The following is a 16,285-nucleotide window of genomic DNA, read 5'->3' on the forward strand; positions in this document are numbered from 1 at the left end:
TCAGGCCTCCAGCAGGCCCCTGATGTCCTCCGCCGTGATGGCAGAGCTGAACACGGCGTCGTCGTCCATCACGGACGTGAAGAGTTTCGCCTTGTGCTCCTTGAGCTTCATGACCTTCTCCTCGATGGTCCCCCTGGACACCATGCGGTAGACCATCACGTTCTTGGTCTGGCCGATGCGGTGCGTGCGGTCCACGGCCTGGTTCTCGGACGCGGGATTCCACCAGGGGTCCAGGATGAAGCAGTAGTCGGCCTCGGTCAGATTGAGGCCGAACCCGCCGGCCTTCAGGCTGATGAGGAACACCGGGGCGTCGCCGTCCTTGAAGGAGTCGATCACCTCGCCGCGGCTGCGCGTGGAGCCGTCCAGGTAGGCGTACCTGATACCGCGTGCCTCGAGCTGCTCCGCGGCCTTCTTCAGGTACGACGTGAACTGGCTGAAGACCAGTGCGCGGTGTCCCTCGGCGATGACGCCCTCCAGATTCTCGAACAGGACGTCGAGCTTGGCCGAGGGGACACCGGTGTGCGCCGGGTCCACGAGGGAGGCGTCGAGGGCGAGCATGCGCAGCAGCGTCAGGGAGCGGAACACGATCATCCGGTTGCGGTTCATGTCCTCGATCAGGCCGAGGAGCTTCTGCCGCTCCCGCTGCAGGTACGTCTCGTAGATGTGCTGGTGCTCGGGGTGGAGCTCCACCTCGAGGACCTGCTCCTGCTTGGGCGGCAGGTCCGCGGCCACGGCCTCCTTGGTGCGGCGCATCATCAGCGGCCGGATCCGGTTGCGCAGCCGCACGAGCGGACGGTTGTCGCCGATCTTCTCGATGGGGGTGCGGTAGTCGTCGGTGAACTTCCGGGCGGACGGGAACAGGCCCGGCGCCACGATGCTGAACAGGGACCACAGCTCCATGAGATTGTTCTCCATGGGCGTCCCGGTGATCGCGAGCTTGAACGGCGCCCGGAAGTCCTTGGCCGCCTGGTGCACCTTGGAGGCCCGGTTCTTCACGAACTGCGCCTCGTCGAGCACGAGCCCCGACCAGGGCAGGTCCTGGTACGCCGGGAAGTCCAGCCGGAAGAGCGTGTACGAGGTGATGACCACATCGGCGTCGTCGAGCTGCCCGCTCAGGGCCCTGCCCGCGGCGCCCTGCGTGTCGGTGACGGTGACCACCTTCAGCCCGGGAGCGAAGCGGTGGGCCTCGTTGGTCCAGTTCGGGACCACGGAGGTGGGGGCGACGACGAGGAACGGCGCCTCGAGCGTCCCGGTCTCCTTCGCATGGACCATCAGGGCCAGGGCCTGCACGGTCTTGCCCAGGCCCATGTCGTCGGCGAGCACCCCGCCGAGGCGGTGCCGCCACAGGAACGCGAGCCAGCTGAAACCCTCGAGCTGGTAGGGGCGCATCAGGGCCAGGAGACCGGCCGGTGCGGGCGTCGCGGCGACCTCCTCGAGCTCGAGCAGCCCCGTGACGGCGTCGCGCCAGGACTGGGCCTGCTCGGTCTCCTCCGCGAGGTCCTCGAACTCCGCCCAGAGCCCGGCCTGGTAGCGGCTGATCGTCAGGCCCGTCTCCGGGTCCCACTCGCTGAGGGACCGGGCTTCCTCGATCAGCTCGCGCAGCTGGTCGAAGACGGGTTGCTCGAGGGACAGGTACGTGTTGTCGACGAGCTTGAGCTTCGTCCGGCCCTGTGCCAGGGCGCGGAACACCGCGTCGAACGGGATGGTGCGACCACTGACGGTGACCATGACGCCGAGATCGAACCAGTCCCGGTCGTCCGTCTCGACGGTGCTGATGCGCAGGGTGGGCGTCTCGGTCAGCTCCCGGTAGTCGGGCTTCTCACCGACGACCTCGACGTGGACGCCGTCGAGCGCGGTGAGCTCCGGGAGGGTCTCCTCCACGAACTCCACGGCCTGCATGTCCGCCAGCGTGAGCGTCCTCAGCGGGAGGGCACCGAGGGCCGTCCGTGCGGCCTCACCGAGGGCGTCCTCCGCCTCGGCGTCCCGGTAGCCGTCGTCGCTGCCGGGTCCGCCCCTGCGGAAGGGTCGGCGCCGTACGGTGTCGCCGAGCGGGTAGTCGAAGTGCCACTCGAGCGTGAGCGCGTCGTCGGTGTAGGTGGTGGTGAGGACCAGCCGGGGCCGCTCGACCACGGGGAGGTCCACGCTGCCGTCGCTGCTGTCCACCTCGATCCGCTGGCGCAGGCGGGGGTAGTACTCCTGGAGGAAGAGGGACGTCTCCTCCTCGGGGACCACGACGGCGTGACCGCGCTGCAGGAGCTCGATGTCCTTCGACGTGAGTCTCCGGGACGTCGGCGCCAGGGTGATGGTGTCGCCGCCGGTCACCGCGTAGATGCCGTGGGTGCTGATCACGTGCGCGGTGTCCACGGGGTGCGGCCGGCCGTCGATGGCGAGGGCCGGGGCCAGGCGGAGTGCGCCGCCGTCGTCCACGCTGGCGTCGAGCCGCAGGGTGGCCTGCTCGGCGAGGTCGATGCGCACCGACTTCCGGGATCCCACGAAGGCGATCCCCAGCCGCTGCGCCTCGTCCAGCAGCTGCCACAGGAGCGGGTTGCTGAAGTCGTCGAGGTACAGCCAGGAATCGTTGTTGCCGAAGTAGTTGACCCCCGTGCCGCGGTGCAGGGCGGGGAACTGCGAGAACCAGCGGTGCTGTTCGGGCTCGAAGGTCAACCCGTACGTCTGGTAGCTGATGCTCCCCCAGGACAGGTTGTTCTTGATCCACTTGCCCTTGCTGTTCCGGCTGACCGGCCGGACGCCGAGGCGGGTGTTCAGTGTGCGCTGGCCCTGCCGCTCGGCCGCCGACCCCCAGCGCTGCACGGCGACCTCGGGCGTCCTCAGCTCGAACTGCACACCGAGCGGGGTCGGGGCCGCGGTGTCGTCCGCGGCGTCGGTCGCGAGGAGGTCGGTCAGGGACGCCTGCCAGCCCTCCGGCACGGCGGACCGCGGAGCCTGACGGGCACCGCGCTCGTCGTCGTGCCGGGCCAGCAGGTTCTCGGTGTTGGACTGCAGCGCGGTGGCCGCGACGTGCTTGCAGTCGGCGCCGACGGGGCAGCTGCAGAAGTTCTCGAGCGGGCGGAACCGGCCGTCCCCCTTGACCCCGAGGCGGAGCTTGGTCCGGTAGTCGTTCGGCGCCGTGCCCCGCACGCGGCCGGTCAGGAGCTTCGAGCCGGCGTCCCAGGACACCGAGCTGACGGCGCCGTCCTTGGCGTAGGTCTGCCCCCGCTGGAACGCGGCTCCACCCACGATCCGGATGATGTCGGTGACATCGACCAGGGGGTGGGGCGAATTGGGCATAATTCCATGCTCTCACGCGGTACGGACGCCTGCCGTCCGGGTTCGCGGCCGCGGACCGGTCCGCTCCCCGGGCCGGCAGCCGCCGCCGGGGTGGCGCGGAAGGTGCCGCCCGCTGACTTATTCTTGATCGGGGGACACCACGGGTACACAACAAGAAGAGGTCATGCGTGTTCGAACCGACGAGCGTCGTCTTCACGGCGGCGGGGCTCGCGGTGTTCGCCGCAGCCCTCCTGCCCCGACTGCTGATGCGGGCGCCCATCTCGATGCCCATGGTCTTCCTCGGCGCGGGCATGCTCATCTTCACCTTCGCCGAGGATCTCCCGGATCCGGATCCGGTGAAGTACAGCGACGTCACCATCCACCTCACCGAGGTGTGCGTGATCGTCTCCCTGATGGGCGCGGGCCTGGCCCTGGACCGGAGACTGGGCTGGCGCCGCTGGGCGACCACGTGGCGCCTCCTGGGGATCGCCATGCCCCTGTGCATCCTGGCGCTCACGCTCATGGGCATGTGGGTGCTCGGTCTCGGCGTCGCGTCCGCCCTGCTGATCGCCGCGGCCCTGGCGCCGACGGATCCCGTCCTGGCCTCCGAGGTGCAGGTGGGCGAGCCCTCCGAGCGGGAGGAGGACCTGGAGCGGGAGGACGAGGTGCGCTTCGGGCTGACCTCCGAGGCAGGCCTCAATGACGGGCTCGCCTTCCCCTTCGTCTATCTGGCGATCCTGCTCAGCACGGTCGGCACCGCCCCGTCCGCGTGGCTCGCCGAGTGGATCCTGCTCGATGTGCTGTGGCGCACCGTCATCGGCTGCGCCGTCGGGTACCTGATCGGCAAGCTGCTCGGCCGCATCTTCTTCCGTACGCCCTTCGAGAGCGTCCGCCTGGCCAACTACTCGCAGGGCTTCGTTGCCCTGGCCGCCACGTTCCTGACCTACGGGCTGACGGAGGGGGTGGAGGGGTACGGCTTCATCGCCGTGTTCGTCTGCGCCCTCACCATCCGCGCCGGTGAACAGACCAACGGCTACCACGGGGTACTGCACAGCTACATCGAGCAGCTGGAGCGGCTCCTGACCGTGGTGGTGCTGGTGCTCCTGGGAGGCGCCGTGGCGCGCGGGCTCCTCGACGGCCTGCGGCCGCTGGAGGTGGCGGTCGCCGTCGCCTTCATCGTGCTGGTCCGTCCCGTCACCGCGTGGCTCAGCCTCGCCCGCACGCGGACCGGGCCGCGGGAGCGGGGAGTGCTGGCGTTCTTCGGCGTGCGGGGCATCGGTTCCCTCTACTACCTGAGCTACGCGCTGGCCAAGGGCGAGTTCATGGTCGACGAGGCGACGCTGTGGCGCATCGGTGCGCTCGTCGTGGTCATGTCGATCGTGGTGCACGGCATCTCCGCGGGGCCGGTCATCAACGCCCTCGACGGAGCCCGGCAGCGGAAGGCACGCGACGAGGGCGACGAGGCGAACGCGGCCACCACCCCCGTCTAGCCCGCGGACCCGGCGGCGGGCGGCGCGCCGGTGACCGCCGTCCGCTCGAGCGTCAGCCGCACGAGCAGGCCGCCGACCAGCGCCCAGAAGGCGCCGCCGATCCCGAGGACCGTGAGGCCCGAGGCCGCCAGCAGGAACGTCACGGCCCCGCTCATGCGCCCCGAGGCGTCACGGAACGACGCCGTCACCGCCGTCGCCATGGTGCCGATGAGGGCAAGACCGGCCACGGCCTCGACGAGCCCCGCCGGTGCGGAGCCCACGACGACGACGAGCGCCCCCGAGATCCCTGCGAGGACGAGGTACGAGCAGCCCGCGGTGAGCGCCGCGATCCAGCGTCTGTCGCGGTCGGCGCCCGCTCCCTCCCCGGCGGACAGCGCTGCCGAGAGCGCCGCGAGATTCACGGCATGGCCGCCGAAGGGCGCCACGACGGCGGTGCCCACGCCGGTCACGAGCAGCGCCGGCCGCCACGGGGTCCGGTAGCCGAAGGAGGACAGGACGGCGACGCCGGGCAGGTTCTGCGACGCCATCGTCACCACGTACAGCGGCAGGGCGAGGCCGATCAGCGCTCCGGGGTCCAGGACCGGCACGGTGGGCGAGGGGCCCGGGAGCAGGGACGCGGGATCGATGACGGCCCCCTGCAGCCTCAGCTGGACGCCGATCACGGCCAGCGCCGCCACGAGCGCGAGCGGCACGGCCCACCGCGGCGCGAGCACGGAGGCGGCGAGCCACACGAGGATGACCGGCAGGACCAGCTCCGGGATGGACCCGAGCGAGCGGAACGGGGCGAGGCACAGGGGCAGCAGCACGCCGGCGAGCATCGCCTGGGCCAGGTGCTGCGGGATGCGCGCCACGAGCCGTCCCAGCCAGGGCACCGCGCCGGTCAGGGCGAGGAGCACGCCCGTCACGAGGAAGGCGCCCACGGCGGCCGGCCAGCCACCGGAGGGGGCGCTCGCCCCGGCCAGCAGCGCCGCACCGGGCGTGGACCACGAGAGCGTCACGGGCACGCGGTACCGCAGCGCCAGCAGGATGATGCCCAGGCCCACGACGGCGGTCAGGGCGAGCAGTCCCGAGGACGCCTGCTCCGGGCTCGCGCCCGTGGCCCGCAGTCCCGCGAGGACGACGGCGAAGGAGGAGGTGAAGCCGACGATGGCCGTGACCACTCCGGCGAGGACGGGCTCGTGCAGGGAGGGCCGCTCGACCTGGCTGAGATGGGCCACGGAACTCCTGGAGGCAGCGCCGCCGGGGCGGAAGCGGTCGCTCGGGCGGGGGTGTGGGACGGACACGGCAAGCGTAGCGCGGGCGTTCGGCGGACCGGGCCCGGTGCTCCGGGGCGCAGCCACGCCGCCCGCACCCCCTGCGGGCCGAACCCGCCCGGACGGCCGGGAATTGAAGTACCCGGGCAACGGTTCCTGTAGAGAGAGCGCCGCAGCACGATCTCGGCGCAGCATGCACGATCGAAAGGCACACCATGACCGTTCCCCTGTCCATCCTGGATCTGGCCCAGGTAGCCGAGGGCTCCACGCCGGCGGAGACCTTCGCCTCGAGTGTCTCGCTGGCCCAGCACGCCGAGCGCTGGGGCTACCGCCGCATCTGGTACGCCGAGCACCACAACATGGGCAGTATCGCCTCCTCGGCCACGAGTGTGCTGATCGCCCACGTCGCCGCGCACACCTCGACCATCCGGCTCGGCTCCGGCGGCGTGATGCTGCCGAACCACTCGCCGCTGACCATCGCCGAGCAGTTCGGCACCCTCGAGAGCCTCCACCCCGGCCGGATCGACCTCGGCCTGGGGCGCGCACCGGGCAGCGACCAGACCACTGCTAGGGCACTGCGCCGTGATCCCATGGCGGCCGACAGCTTCCCACAGGACGTCCAGGAACTGCAGGGGTACCTGACCGGGCAGAGCCGTGTGCCGGGTGTCCAGGCGACGCCGGGTCAGGGCACCGATGTGCCGCTCTACATCCTGGGGTCCTCGCTCTTCGGTGCGAGGCTCGCAGCGGCCCTCGGGCTGCCCTTCGCCTTCGCCTCGCACTTCGCGCCCCAGGCACTGGAGGACGCCGCGGCCCTGTACCGCCGGGAGTTCAAGCCGTCGGCCCAGGCGCAGGCGCCCCACTTCATCGCCGGCGTGAACGTCATCACCGCGGACGACGCCGACCAGGCGCGGCACGAGTTCCACGAGGCCATGCTGCGTCGCGTCACGCTCCTCCTCGGCCGGGGGCAGCGCTTCACCCGTGAGGAGTCGGAGGCCATCCTGGCCTCGCCCGGCGGGCAGCAGATGGCGGGCCTGGCGCGGCACAGCGCCGTCGGGACGCCGGACACGGTCCGCGACTACCTCGAGCAGTTCACCACCCGGTACGGGGCCGACGAGCTGATCGTCGCCACCCAGGCCGGGAGCACCGAGGCGTGGCTGCGGTCCTTCGAACTGCTCGCCGGAGCGATGCTCCCCGTGGCTGCCTGAGGCCCGCGGAAAACACGACTTTCCGCATCCTGCTTGCCTTTACCCTGCAAGGTTTGGTTAAGTGGGTCTCGGTTGTAGTGTTGCGCATTTGTATTTCGTGCGGTTCAGCCCTCACGGGGTGAACCGCGTCTCTGAAAAAGCGGACAAGCACGCCGCGACTGGGGCTCTCCGAAAGTCGGAGGGCGTCTGAGTTTCAGAAGGATAAAATAAAAATGGCAACAGGTACCGTGAAGTGGTTCAACGCTGAAAAGGGCTTTGGATTCATTGCTCCCGACGACGGAAGCGCAGATGTGTTCGCACACTTCTCCGCCATCAACGCGAGCGGCTACCGCTCGCTCGATGAGAACCAGAAGGTCAGCTTCGACACCGAGCAGGGCCCCAAGGGTCCTCAGGCGTCGAACATCCAGCCCCTCTAGGGTTCGGATCTTCCACTAGATCTTTTCGCGGGAAGCAGGTCGGACTTCGGTCCGGCCTGCTTCTTCGTTTAACGGTCCGAGCCCTGGTGTGAAGGGATCCGGTCTGAGGGGGCGCAGAGTCCGATGAACGCCCCGGCGTCCTCCAGGGCGGCGGGGGAGCCGGGCAGGTGGTGCGTGAGCCGGGGCGAGCGGATGATCACGGCCCGCCACTGGGCGCGCGAGAGCGCGACGTTGATCCGGTGGCGGTCGAGCAGGAAGCCCATGCCCCGGGCCGCCTCCGCGGCCGACGACGCCGCGAGGCTGAGCAGGACCACCACGGCCTGCTGACCCTGGAACCGGTCCACAGTACCCACCCGCACACCGCCGTACCCCGCGGCGTCGAGGACGCGGCGCACGAGGTGCACCTGGGCGTTGTAGGGCGCGACCACGAGGATGTCGGCCTGGTCGAGGGGGCGGGGTGCCGCACCCGCCGCGGGAATCCAGGGCAGCCCCAGGTGCAGACCCACCTGCGTGCGGACCTCGGCCGCCTCCTCGGGCGAGGAGGTGGCGTTCCCCGCGTGCTCCACGACCACGCAGTCGACGCCGGGGTCGGCGCCGTCGAGGGACCGCTCGCGGGCCGCCGGGGCGGTCTCGAGCCGGCCCTCGTAGGCGTAGCGGGAGACCGCCCTGCACAGCGCGGGGTGCATGCGCCAGGTGTCCGCGAGGAAGTACCCGTACCGGGCCGGGAGCGTCGCGTGTCCGGCGGACAGCCACCCCAGCGCCGGGTGGTCCGCCGGTGCCGGGTGCGTCCCCTGCGTGACCTGGGGGAGCTGCTGCGGGTCCCCGAGGAGGAGCAGCCGGCGCGCGGCCCGGGCGACGGCCATGGTGTTGGCCAGCGAGAACTGGCCCGCCTCGTCGACGACCAGCAGGTCCAGGGCTCCCGCCGGCACGTGCCGGCCCGTCATCGTCCACGCCGTCCCGCCGATCAGGCAGCCGTCCGGACCGGCCACGAGCCGTGCCACGTCCTGGTCCGACTGCTGCGTCCAGGGCAGCTGGGACTCCCGGTCCCCGGGCTTTCCCTGGTTCCTGGGCTTCTTCGCCACGAGCCCGGACGGGACCCCGGCCTGGATGGCGCGGCCGAGCAGGTTCTCGACGACGGCGTGCGACTGGGCGACCACGCCGATCTTCCAGCCGGCCCGGACCAGTCGCTCGATCACGGCGGCCCCCACGTGGGTCTTCCCGGTGCCGGGAGGACCCTGCACCGCCAGGTAGGAGCAGGACATCGCCTGCAGCGCTGCAGTGATGGCCCCCACGTACCCGTCGCCGCCCGGAGGCACCGCCGGAAGTGCCCCGGCGGCATCGAGCCGGGGTGGCAGGCGCCGGAGGAGATCGAGCGCCGGACCGGCAGGCAGGTCCGGGAGTGAGCCGGCCACGTCCTCGGCGAGGGCGGAGAGCGATTCCTCCAGGGACCTGGTCCTGAGGGGCTGGTCGGGGGTCAGGGCCACGGGGAACCCGGACCGTTCCGGGGCGCCGCGCCTGGATCGCTCGCGGAGCAGGACGGTCGCCGTCCCGTCGGTCTCCTCGTCCACCGCCAGGATCTCGACGCCGAACCACCCGCCGCGGCCGGCTCCGCCGCTGTCCACCGAATCGGCGTCCTCGGGCACGGGTGCGGCGTGGACGGCGAAGCAGGTGGAGCCTTCGCGGAACTCCGCTCCCGGTTCGAGGCGGGCCGTGGCCCTCAGGACGCGGGCCGGGTTGGAGCGCGGGGTGGGGCGGGCCCAGTCGGTGTGCACCTCGACGGTGTGGAGGACCAGCACGTCGCGGGACTGCTCCCAGGCCTGGGCCGATGCCGCGAGGCGGTCGAAGTGGGACCACCAGAACTGCTTGCGTTCGCGCCGGTGGTAGCCCACGGCAGCCGCCACCAGGGCGATGGCTTGCAGGTCCGCGGGATCCGCGGCGTCGGGCGGATCGGCCAGGTAGTGGAGCAGCCTGGCCTCGGCAGGCGCCGGGCCGTCGTCGGGCAGGTCGTCGGGCTGGTCATCGGGCAGGTGGTCCGGTTCCCGGCCGGGGCCCTCCCCGGCCGGCTGGGCCTGCGGGGCCTGACTCGACGGTGCGTCGCCGTCGCCCGTTGCACGGAGGTCCCGCAGGCCGAGCAGCCAGTCCCGGAGTCCCAGGGTCGAGAGGCAGTCGTACCGGTTGTAGTCGCCGATCCCCGCGAGGAGCCGTGCGGCGGCCGCGGCATCGCCGTCGTCCCGGGCCGCGCAGTAGGCCGCATAGGCCACCACGGAGGCGCCGGCGTCGGTGACGTCCCCGGATCTCAGGTTCGCGCCCATGTACAGGGGTTCGAGCTTCTTGAGGCTGTAGGAGCGCTCCGAGAGGCGCAGGCTGTGGCGCACGGTGTCGTAGAGATCCACCAGGACGCCCTCGCGCAGCAGGGTGTCCACCGCGTCCTCCCCGATCACGTGGGTGAGGGACAGGCGGCGCAGGGCACTGCGCTCGTACGCCGCGTAGTGGTAGATGTGCAGCTCCGGGAACCGCCGGCGACGCTCGGCCACGTAGTCGAGGAAGCGTGCCAGCGCCGAGCGCTCCTCGGCCCGGGTGTGCGCCCAGAACGGGTGGAAGGGCGGTTCGCCGCCGGACGCGGGGACCTCCAGTACGCCGAACAGGTACTCGATGCCCCAGCTGCCGTCCACGGGGTCCTGCCAGAGCGGGTCGCCCTCGAAGTCGAAGAAGATGTCCCCCGGACTCGGGGCGGGCAGCGAGCCCAGGGTGTGCTCGGGGAGCACGCGGTAGGAGACGGAGCGCTCCGTCCCGTCGGGACCGGTGTACGTGACGCCGCCGTCGGTCTCCGCCACGCCCACCTGGAGCCGGGCCTGGTCCCGCAGCCGGGCCGAGGTCGGGTCGCCCGTGCGTGCGGGTTGTGTGGCCAGCTGCTCGATGGTCAGGACGCCCTCGCTCCGGAGTTTCGCCCGGCGCTCGGTGGTCATGCCGGCGACGAGCAGCAGATCGCGGCCGGCCTCCACCTGCTCGGTGCAGTAGGGGCAGCGGCCGCAGGCCCGCAGCCCGGACGCACCCCACACCACCGGGTGCGGCTGGTCCCGATGCTCCCCGACCAGATCGAGGAACCGGTCGCGGCGCTCGCGGAAGACCGGAAGGAGATCGGGAAGACTGTGCGTGGTGTGCGTGGTGTCGCCCAGCACGAGCGTCACCTCGGGCGACGTCGGGATCCCTGCGGCCTGCAGCTGGTCCCCGTAGGCGGCGAGCTGCAGCAGGGCGCCCACCCTGGCGCGCCGGGCGAGCTTGGTGTCCCAGACGGCGTAGGAGGAATCGGGGCGGCGGACGAGGAAATCGGAGCGCCCGTGGAAGACGCCGTCGAAGAAGGCCGCCTGGAACACCACCGAGGCCCCCGAGTGCAGTGCGCGGACCGACTCCTCGTGCTTGTGCTGCAGCGTGGCACGGTCCATCGACACCGCGGGGGCGACGTCGTACACGCCCCACGGGCGATCCGGTGACCACAGGCCGTGCTCGGCCACGAGTCCGTCCAGCACCCGGCGCTCGTGGACGTCCCCGAGGAGCGCCGCGCGCTCCGTCATACCGTCCACCGCGAACCCTGCGCGCGGTGTCCGCCCGAGCTTCTCGTCGAGGACGCGCAGCACGCGGTACTCGCACTCCGACGCCGTCACCAGGTCGGAGGCCGAGAACACCAGATCGGGCCGGGTGGGCTGCGGGGAGCGCGCCTCGAGCAGGAACATGGACCAGGGACCTTTCGCTCGGCGGGCAGGGTCCAGTCCATCATGATCCTCCGACAGGTGGACTCCGGCACGGTAGATTACCCCCATCGGTCGCGGCAGCGCGGGCCCGTGTCGCGGGGCGGCAGCCGTTCCGTGCGAGGGTCCTGTACCGCCGAACCGCACCTCCCCGGGAGGATCCGCGGGACCGACCAGCAGTGACGAGGAAAGGATGCGTGCATGAGCTTCATCGACAAGGCGAAGAACAAGGCCGAGGAACTCTCGGGCAAGGCCAAGGAGGCCGTCGGCGATTCGACCGACAACCACGATCTCAAGGCCGAGGGCCAGGGCGACCAGGCCTCGGCGTCCGGCAAGCAGGCCGGGGAGAACGTGAAGGACGCGGCGACGAACGTCTCGGACGCCTTCAAGCGCAAATAGTCCTGCGCAGGGAGGGCCCCGTACCGAGCGGTGCGGGGCCCTCCCTGTGTCCGGGCTTCTCGCTGTGTCCGGGGCCCGAGCGGCGAGGGGGCTCCGGGAAGAATGGAACAATCGGGGGAGACCCGATCACCAGGAGTACCGATGAATCCCCGCACGCTCTTCCGCTCCGTCGCCCTCGCGGAGGTGGTGACGTGGGCGTTCCTGCTGCTGGGAATGTTCCTGAAGTACGTCACGCGCACCACCGAGGCGCTCGTGCCACCCGCAGGAGCCGTGCACGGGTTCGTCTTCCTGTGCTTCGTGGTCACGACCGTCTTCGTCTGGATCAACCAGCGCTGGCCGGCGAGCACCGGGGTGCTCGGCCTGGCCTCGGCGGTGATCCCGTTCGCGACCATCCCCTTCGAACGGCGGATCGAACGCCGCGGGCAGCTCAGCGACACCTGGCGTCTGGGCCCCGGAGCGGAGGCTCCCGCGACGGTCCCCGAGAAACTGCAGGCCTGGGTACTGCGCAGTCCGCTCGTGGCACTGCTGGTCGCCGTCGTGGGCGTCGGTGTGGTCTTCAGCGTCCTGCTGATGCTCGGCCCGCCCGGGTCCTGGGGAGGTGAGGGTTCCTGATGAGTGATCTCGGTGGCACCACGGACGACGAGCGGTTCTTCCTCCACAGCGGACGCCGCTGGCGGAAGACCGATCCATCCCTGCCCGAGGAGGTGAGGATCCGGCTCATGTCCCACCTCGGACGGGGGCGCTCCGGCGTGCGCAACAGCGCCAAGGGCGACGCCGGCGGTGCCCTTCCGCGGGCACGGCGCACCGTCCAGCTCGCCAAGGAAGGCCTCGGCGAGCGGGGCACGCCGTGGTGGGAGCAGTCGGCGGCCCAGCGCGAGGCGCGATGGACGGCGGCGCTCGAGGAGCTCGAGGCACTTCGCCCGAAGCCTCCCGGGTCCTCCGGGAGCCCCGATGACGAGTGAGCCCGTTCCCGGCGCCCTGCGCGCGGAGATCCTGCGGATGGCGGAGTACCGCGGTCAGGGGAAGACGCTGTGCCCGTCCGAGGCCGCGCGCAGCATCGGCGGCCCGCAGTGGCGGGAGCTGATGCCCGCAGCACGGCGCATCTCCTTCGACCTCGCCGGGGCGGGACTGGTCGAGGTCACGCAGGGCGGCGACCCGGTGGACGCCGACGCACGCGGTCCCATCCGCATCCGCTGGGTGGAGACGGGTCGGTCCGACGGACCGGGCGGCGCACCCGCCCGGTGACGGTTCGGCTCAGCTCCCGGCGAGCTGCCGGACGGCCTGCAGATGCTCGCGCCGCACGGGCGAGGCGTGCTGCTGGTACTCCTCGTGGTTCTTCAACCACGTCTTGATGTACGGGCAGACGGGAACGATCGTCAGACCGGCAGCGATGGTGTCGTCGAGGGCCTGCCTGACCAGGATCGACGCGAGTCCCTGGCCGGCGTAGGCGTCGTCGACCTCGGTGTGGTAGAAAATCCGGTCCTTCTCCTCGCCGCCGTCGGCGGGCACGTACTCGGTCCTGCCGATCGCTGTGCCGTCGTCGAGGATCTCGTAGCAGTGCTTCGCCGCGGCGTGTTCGACGGTCGGGGTGCTCTTCGGTTCCATGGAAACTCCTGGTGGGCTGTGACTAGCCGCGAGGTCGCAGCTGGACATTGGGGAGGACGGGGGCGGGCAGCGGTGCCGGGGTTCCCTCCGGGAACGGACCGAAGCGGAGGTGCGGCGGGATCCCCCCGGGCGCCTCGTCCGGGGACGAAGTCGGTTCGGCGCCGATCTCGGCCTGCCACGCTGCCCGGTAGGCGACCACCTCCTCGTGGGACCGGCCGACGAAGTTCCACCACATGACGATCTGCTCCCCGAGGGGCTCCCCGCCCAGGATGAGCACCCGTACGGGGGACCCGTGCGCTTCCAGGATCAGACGGGAGTGCCCGGTGGGCAGATACGCGAGGTGGTCCACCGGAACGGCGGAGCCGTTGAGGGTCAGCTCCCCGGTGTCGAGGAGGATGCCGTGCTCGAAGGAGGGATCCAGCTCCAGCTCCAGGGTCTCGCCGGCCCTGATCACGGCCTCGGCGGCGAGGAGGGGCGGGGTGTAGGTCTCCACGGGCGAGGTGGACCCCGCGAGCGAGCCGAGGAAGACCTTCAGCTCCGCCCCGCCGAGGCGGACGGGCTCCGGGGCGAAGCGTTCGAAGGTCGGCAGCATGTGACGCGTGGACTCGGGCAGTGCGAACCAGAGCTGCGCGCCGTGCAGCACCGCGGTATCGGCGGTGGAGAGTTCCTGGTGGGAGATCCCGCGACCGGCGACCATGAGATTGACCGCGCCCGGTTCGACGGTCGCGGTGTTCCCGGCCGAGTCCCGGTGGTCGATCTTCCCGGAGAACAGCCAGCTGACCGTGGCGAGCCCGGTATGCGGATGCCGGGCCACCTTCATCCCGCCGGAGGTGGAGACCGGGTCGGGGCCGTAGTGGTCCAGGAAACACCAGGAGCCGATCAGGCTGCGCTTCCGCTGCGGCAGGGTCCGGCGGACGGGCATGGCGCGGGGGCCGCCGAGGGGAACGTCGCGCGGGGGCAGCACCTCCACGCCGTCGGGGTGCCCCTGCTGCCGGCACAGTGTCTCCTCGGGAGCTACTTCGAGATTGCTCATGATGCGTCCGCTGCTGCCGTCTGTGTGGTGTCCTTGCCTGCTGCCGGCCGCTGACGCACGGGGTGCCCGCTGAGGATCGAGACCCGGTTGAAGGCATTCATGGTCACGGCGGCCCACCGGAGGGCCGAGAACTGCTCGTCGGTGAGTTCCTCCCGCGCCGCAGCCAGCTCCGCCTGGAGCCGCGCGTGGTCGGGAAGTTCCGTGGCGGCCTCCCCGATGATGAGGGCCGCACGCTCGGTGGGCGAGAACACCGTGGTCTCCCGCCAGGCGGGAAGGACGGCGACCTGCTGCTCGCTGGCCCCCGCCTGGCGCGCAAGACGGACATGCAGGTCGAGGCAGAAGGCACAGCCGTTGAGCTGGGAGATCCGGACGTTGACCAGTTCGATGAGCGACCGCGGGAGACCGGCCGCCTCGGCCGCCTCGGCGACCTTGAGCGCCAGTCCGTTCAGCGCCCTCCAGCTGGCGGGGTCCGACTTGTCCAGAAAAAGATCCTTGCCTGTCATGCTGCTCCTCACGTCGACCGGTCGAGGGAGGAGCACAGGCCACGTCCGGTGCTCCTCCCAGTCTGTCTCACCCGGTGCGACTTCGGGAACGGGGCACGGTCCGGTGCCGGCCGACCCGGGCGCGGGCTTCAGACGTGGGCCTTCACCCGACGGCGGGGATCAGTCGGTCCGGCGCGCGAGGAGCTCCGGGTGGTGGAGCTCGGTGACATCCGGGTGCGCGCGGACGCGGCCCTTGAGCACGTTGGAGCCGTAGGAGGAGAGCATCGGGTTCTCCGGGTCGTCGGAGACACCGCGCGCGGAGGCCCTCAGTTCATCGGTGAGGGGAACCGGCTCGATCACCGCGTCGAGGCGTGGTGACCAGAAGAACGGGATGGCGTAGCGGTCCACGCCGGGGGCAGGAGCGGTGACGCGGTGGACGGTGGCCGCGAGGTACCCCTCGGTGGCCACCTCGAGCATCTCGCCCAGGTTCACCACGAGCGCTCCGGGGACCGGAGTGACGGGAACCCAGGTGTCCGTGCCGTGGGGGAGTACCTCCAGTCCGCCCACCTCGTCCTGCAGCAGCAGCGTCACGAAGCCGTAGTCCGCATGGGCGCCGACGCCCTGCGATCCTGCCTCGTCGACCACCCCGCCCACGTAGTGGACGAGCTTCGCCATCCACGCCGGGGTCTCGGCGAACGGTTCGGCGAAGTGGTCCTCGGGCAGGTGCAGGGCGACGGCGATCGCCGACAGCAGCTCGGCACCCACCTGCGACATCAGGTCGGCCCAGGCCATCGCCCGGTCCTCGAGTTCCGGCAGGGTCTCGCGGGGCCACAGATTGGGACCCTGCAGGAGCCAGTACGGTTCGTCCGCCGGGTACTCGGCCACGGGTGCGCGTTCGGGGGAGAAGTCGATCTGCTCGCGGGCATCGGGGCGGCCGCGCGTGATCTCGGTCCCCAGGCCGGCGTAGCCGCGGAAGTGGGGCGAGGTGCGGTTGTGGATCGCGAGGCGTTGCTCGAGCGGCAGCTCGAAGAACCGGCGGGTGACGTCGAAGAGGTCGTCGACCTGGGTGGGGGCGGCGCCGTAGCCGACCACATGGAAGAAGCCGACGGTGTGTGCGGCGGCACGCAGGTCCTCGATGAACTCCGGGGTGAAGGAGCCATCGGCCGAACGCGCGGTACTGAGGTCAAGGGTGGGGATCGATCTCGGGGTGTGCAGCATGCGCAGGAGGCTACGCCCGGTCCCCGGATGGTGGCTCCTTTGCATTACGCCGTGTTGCGCCGCACATCGGTCCGACCGGCCGTGCGTCGTGGCCCGCGCCCCTTCACTCCTCCCTTGATGTGGTGGACACTATGAAGAGTCTCGAGGCCACCGACGAGGCGGCGACGAGAC

Annotated in this window: 14 protein-coding genes; 7 read left to right on the forward strand and 7 right to left on the reverse strand. The window is 71.1% G+C overall.

Annotated elements, in window-relative coordinates; genetic code table 11:
* Positions 1 to 3,288, reverse strand: coding sequence for an SNF2-related protein (locus Q0747_RS10990; RefSeq protein ID WP_298254555.1), 3,288 nt, complete (start codon positions 3,286 to 3,288; stop codon positions 1 to 3).
* A gap of 167 nt (positions 3,289 to 3,455) precedes the next feature.
* Between Q0747_RS10990 and Q0747_RS10995 the strand changes: the two genes are divergently transcribed.
* Positions 3,456 to 4,757, forward strand: coding sequence for a sodium:proton antiporter (locus tag Q0747_RS10995; RefSeq protein ID WP_298254557.1), 1,302 nt, complete (start codon positions 3,456 to 3,458; stop codon positions 4,755 to 4,757).
* On the opposite strand, the gene Q0747_RS11000 is transcribed toward Q0747_RS10995, so the two are convergent.
* Positions 4,754 to 5,974 carry a benzoate/H(+) symporter BenE family transporter gene (locus Q0747_RS11000; RefSeq protein ID WP_298254559.1) on the reverse strand — a complete coding sequence of 407 codons (1,221 nt, stop codon included), beginning with the start codon at positions 5,972 to 5,974 and terminating at the stop codon, positions 4,754 to 4,756. The two genes, Q0747_RS10995 and Q0747_RS11000, sit on opposite strands and share 4 nt — an antisense overlap.
* A gap of 251 nt (positions 5,975 to 6,225) precedes the next feature.
* Between Q0747_RS11000 and Q0747_RS11005 the strand changes: the two genes are divergently transcribed.
* Entirely contained in the window at positions 6,226 to 7,215 is a 990-nt protein-coding gene (locus Q0747_RS11005; protein ID WP_298254561.1) for an LLM class flavin-dependent oxidoreductase, read from the forward strand.
* Between the two features lie 212 nt (positions 7,216 to 7,427).
* Complete coding sequence (locus Q0747_RS11010; protein ID WP_026533290.1) at positions 7,428 to 7,631, forward strand: cold-shock protein; 204 nt, start codon at positions 7,428 to 7,430, stop codon at positions 7,629 to 7,631.
* A 68-nt stretch (positions 7,632 to 7,699) separates the two neighbouring features.
* Here the strand turns inward: Q0747_RS11010 and Q0747_RS11015 are convergent, their stop codons facing one another.
* Positions 7,700 to 11,362, reverse strand: coding sequence for a TM0106 family RecB-like putative nuclease (locus Q0747_RS11015; protein WP_298254571.1), 3,663 nt, complete (start codon positions 11,360 to 11,362; stop codon positions 7,700 to 7,702).
* Between the two features lie 216 nt (positions 11,363 to 11,578).
* On the opposite strand from Q0747_RS11015, the gene Q0747_RS11020 reads away from it, so the two are divergent.
* The 4 genes from Q0747_RS11020 (at position 11,579) to Q0747_RS11035 (ending at position 13,021) form a co-directional block, all read left to right on the forward strand.
* Positions 11,579 to 11,776, forward strand: coding sequence for a CsbD family protein (locus Q0747_RS11020; protein ID WP_298254573.1), 198 nt, complete (start codon positions 11,579 to 11,581; stop codon positions 11,774 to 11,776).
* Between the two features lie 141 nt (positions 11,777 to 11,917).
* The gene (locus Q0747_RS11025) at positions 11,918 to 12,388 is read left to right on the forward strand and encodes a DUF3817 domain-containing protein (RefSeq protein ID WP_298254575.1); all 471 of its coding nucleotides are present in this window, start codon (positions 11,918 to 11,920) and stop codon (positions 12,386 to 12,388) included.
* On the forward strand, positions 12,388 to 12,738 hold the full coding sequence (locus Q0747_RS11030; protein ID WP_298254577.1) for a hypothetical protein: 351 nt from the start codon (positions 12,388 to 12,390) through the stop codon (positions 12,736 to 12,738). Before Q0747_RS11025 ends, Q0747_RS11030 begins: the two co-directional genes overlap by 1 nt.
* Positions 12,728 to 13,021 (forward strand): DUF3253 domain-containing protein, encoded by a 294-nt coding sequence (locus Q0747_RS11035; protein ID WP_298254579.1) that lies wholly within the window; start codon positions 12,728 to 12,730, stop codon positions 13,019 to 13,021. Before Q0747_RS11030 ends, Q0747_RS11035 begins: the two co-directional genes overlap by 11 nt.
* Before the next feature lie 9 nt (positions 13,022 to 13,030).
* Here the strand turns inward: Q0747_RS11035 and Q0747_RS11040 are convergent, their stop codons facing one another.
* From Q0747_RS11040 to Q0747_RS11055, 4 genes are all read right to left on the reverse strand, one after another.
* Complete coding sequence (locus Q0747_RS11040; RefSeq protein ID WP_298254581.1) at positions 13,031 to 13,381, reverse strand: GNAT family N-acetyltransferase; 351 nt, start codon at positions 13,379 to 13,381, stop codon at positions 13,031 to 13,033.
* A gap of 22 nt (positions 13,382 to 13,403) precedes the next feature.
* A complete protein-coding gene (locus tag Q0747_RS11045; RefSeq protein WP_298254583.1) occupies positions 13,404 to 14,414 on the reverse strand; it encodes a pirin family protein in 1,011 nt (336 codons plus the stop codon).
* On the reverse strand, positions 14,411 to 14,917 hold the full coding sequence (locus tag Q0747_RS11050; protein WP_298254585.1) for a carboxymuconolactone decarboxylase family protein: 507 nt from the start codon (positions 14,915 to 14,917) through the stop codon (positions 14,411 to 14,413). The genes Q0747_RS11045 and Q0747_RS11050 overlap by 4 nt, the downstream gene beginning before the upstream one ends.
* 159 nt (positions 14,918 to 15,076) lie before the next feature.
* Complete coding sequence (locus tag Q0747_RS11055) at positions 15,077 to 16,114, reverse strand: isopenicillin N synthase family oxygenase (protein WP_298254587.1); 1,038 nt, start codon at positions 16,112 to 16,114, stop codon at positions 15,077 to 15,079.
* Positions 16,115 to 16,285 lie beyond the last annotated feature (171 nt).

Origin of the sequence: uncultured Arthrobacter sp., assembly GCF_947493765.1 — a bacterium.
GTDB lineage: Bacteria > Actinomycetota > Actinomycetes > Actinomycetales > Micrococcaceae > Arthrobacter_D.

Excerpts from the sequence above, each read along its gene's own strand:
- Q0747_RS11040 (WP_298254581.1), bottom strand. The coding sequence starts at position 13,381 with ATGGAACCGAAGAGCACCCCGACCGTCGAACACGCCGCGGCGAAGCAC.
- Q0747_RS11045 (WP_298254583.1), bottom strand. The coding sequence starts at position 14,414 with ATGAGCAATCTCGAAGTAGCTCCCGAGGAGACACTGTGCCGGCAGCAG.
- Q0747_RS11050 (WP_298254585.1), bottom strand. The coding sequence starts at position 14,917 with ATGACAGGCAAGGATCTTTTTCTGGACAAGTCGGACCCCGCCAGCTGG.
- Q0747_RS11025 (WP_298254575.1), top strand. The coding sequence starts at position 11,918 with ATGAATCCCCGCACGCTCTTCCGCTCCGTCGCCCTCGCGGAGGTGGTG.
- Q0747_RS11020 (WP_298254573.1), top strand. The coding sequence starts at position 11,579 with ATGAGCTTCATCGACAAGGCGAAGAACAAGGCCGAGGAACTCTCGGGC.
- Q0747_RS10990 (WP_298254555.1), bottom strand. The coding sequence starts at position 3,288 with ATGCCCAATTCGCCCCACCCCCTGGTCGATGTCACCGACATCATCCGG.
- Q0747_RS11035 (WP_298254579.1), top strand. The coding sequence starts at position 12,728 with ATGACGAGTGAGCCCGTTCCCGGCGCCCTGCGCGCGGAGATCCTGCGG.
- Q0747_RS11015 (WP_298254571.1), bottom strand. The coding sequence starts at position 11,362 with ATGTTCCTGCTCGAGGCGCGCTCCCCGCAGCCCACCCGGCCCGATCTG.
- Q0747_RS11055 (WP_298254587.1), bottom strand. The coding sequence starts at position 16,114 with ATGCTGCACACCCCGAGATCGATCCCCACCCTTGACCTCAGTACCGCG.
- Q0747_RS11005 (WP_298254561.1), top strand. The coding sequence starts at position 6,226 with ATGACCGTTCCCCTGTCCATCCTGGATCTGGCCCAGGTAGCCGAGGGC.
- Q0747_RS11010 (WP_026533290.1), top strand. The coding sequence starts at position 7,428 with ATGGCAACAGGTACCGTGAAGTGGTTCAACGCTGAAAAGGGCTTTGGA.
- Q0747_RS11030 (WP_298254577.1), top strand. The coding sequence starts at position 12,388 with ATGAGTGATCTCGGTGGCACCACGGACGACGAGCGGTTCTTCCTCCAC.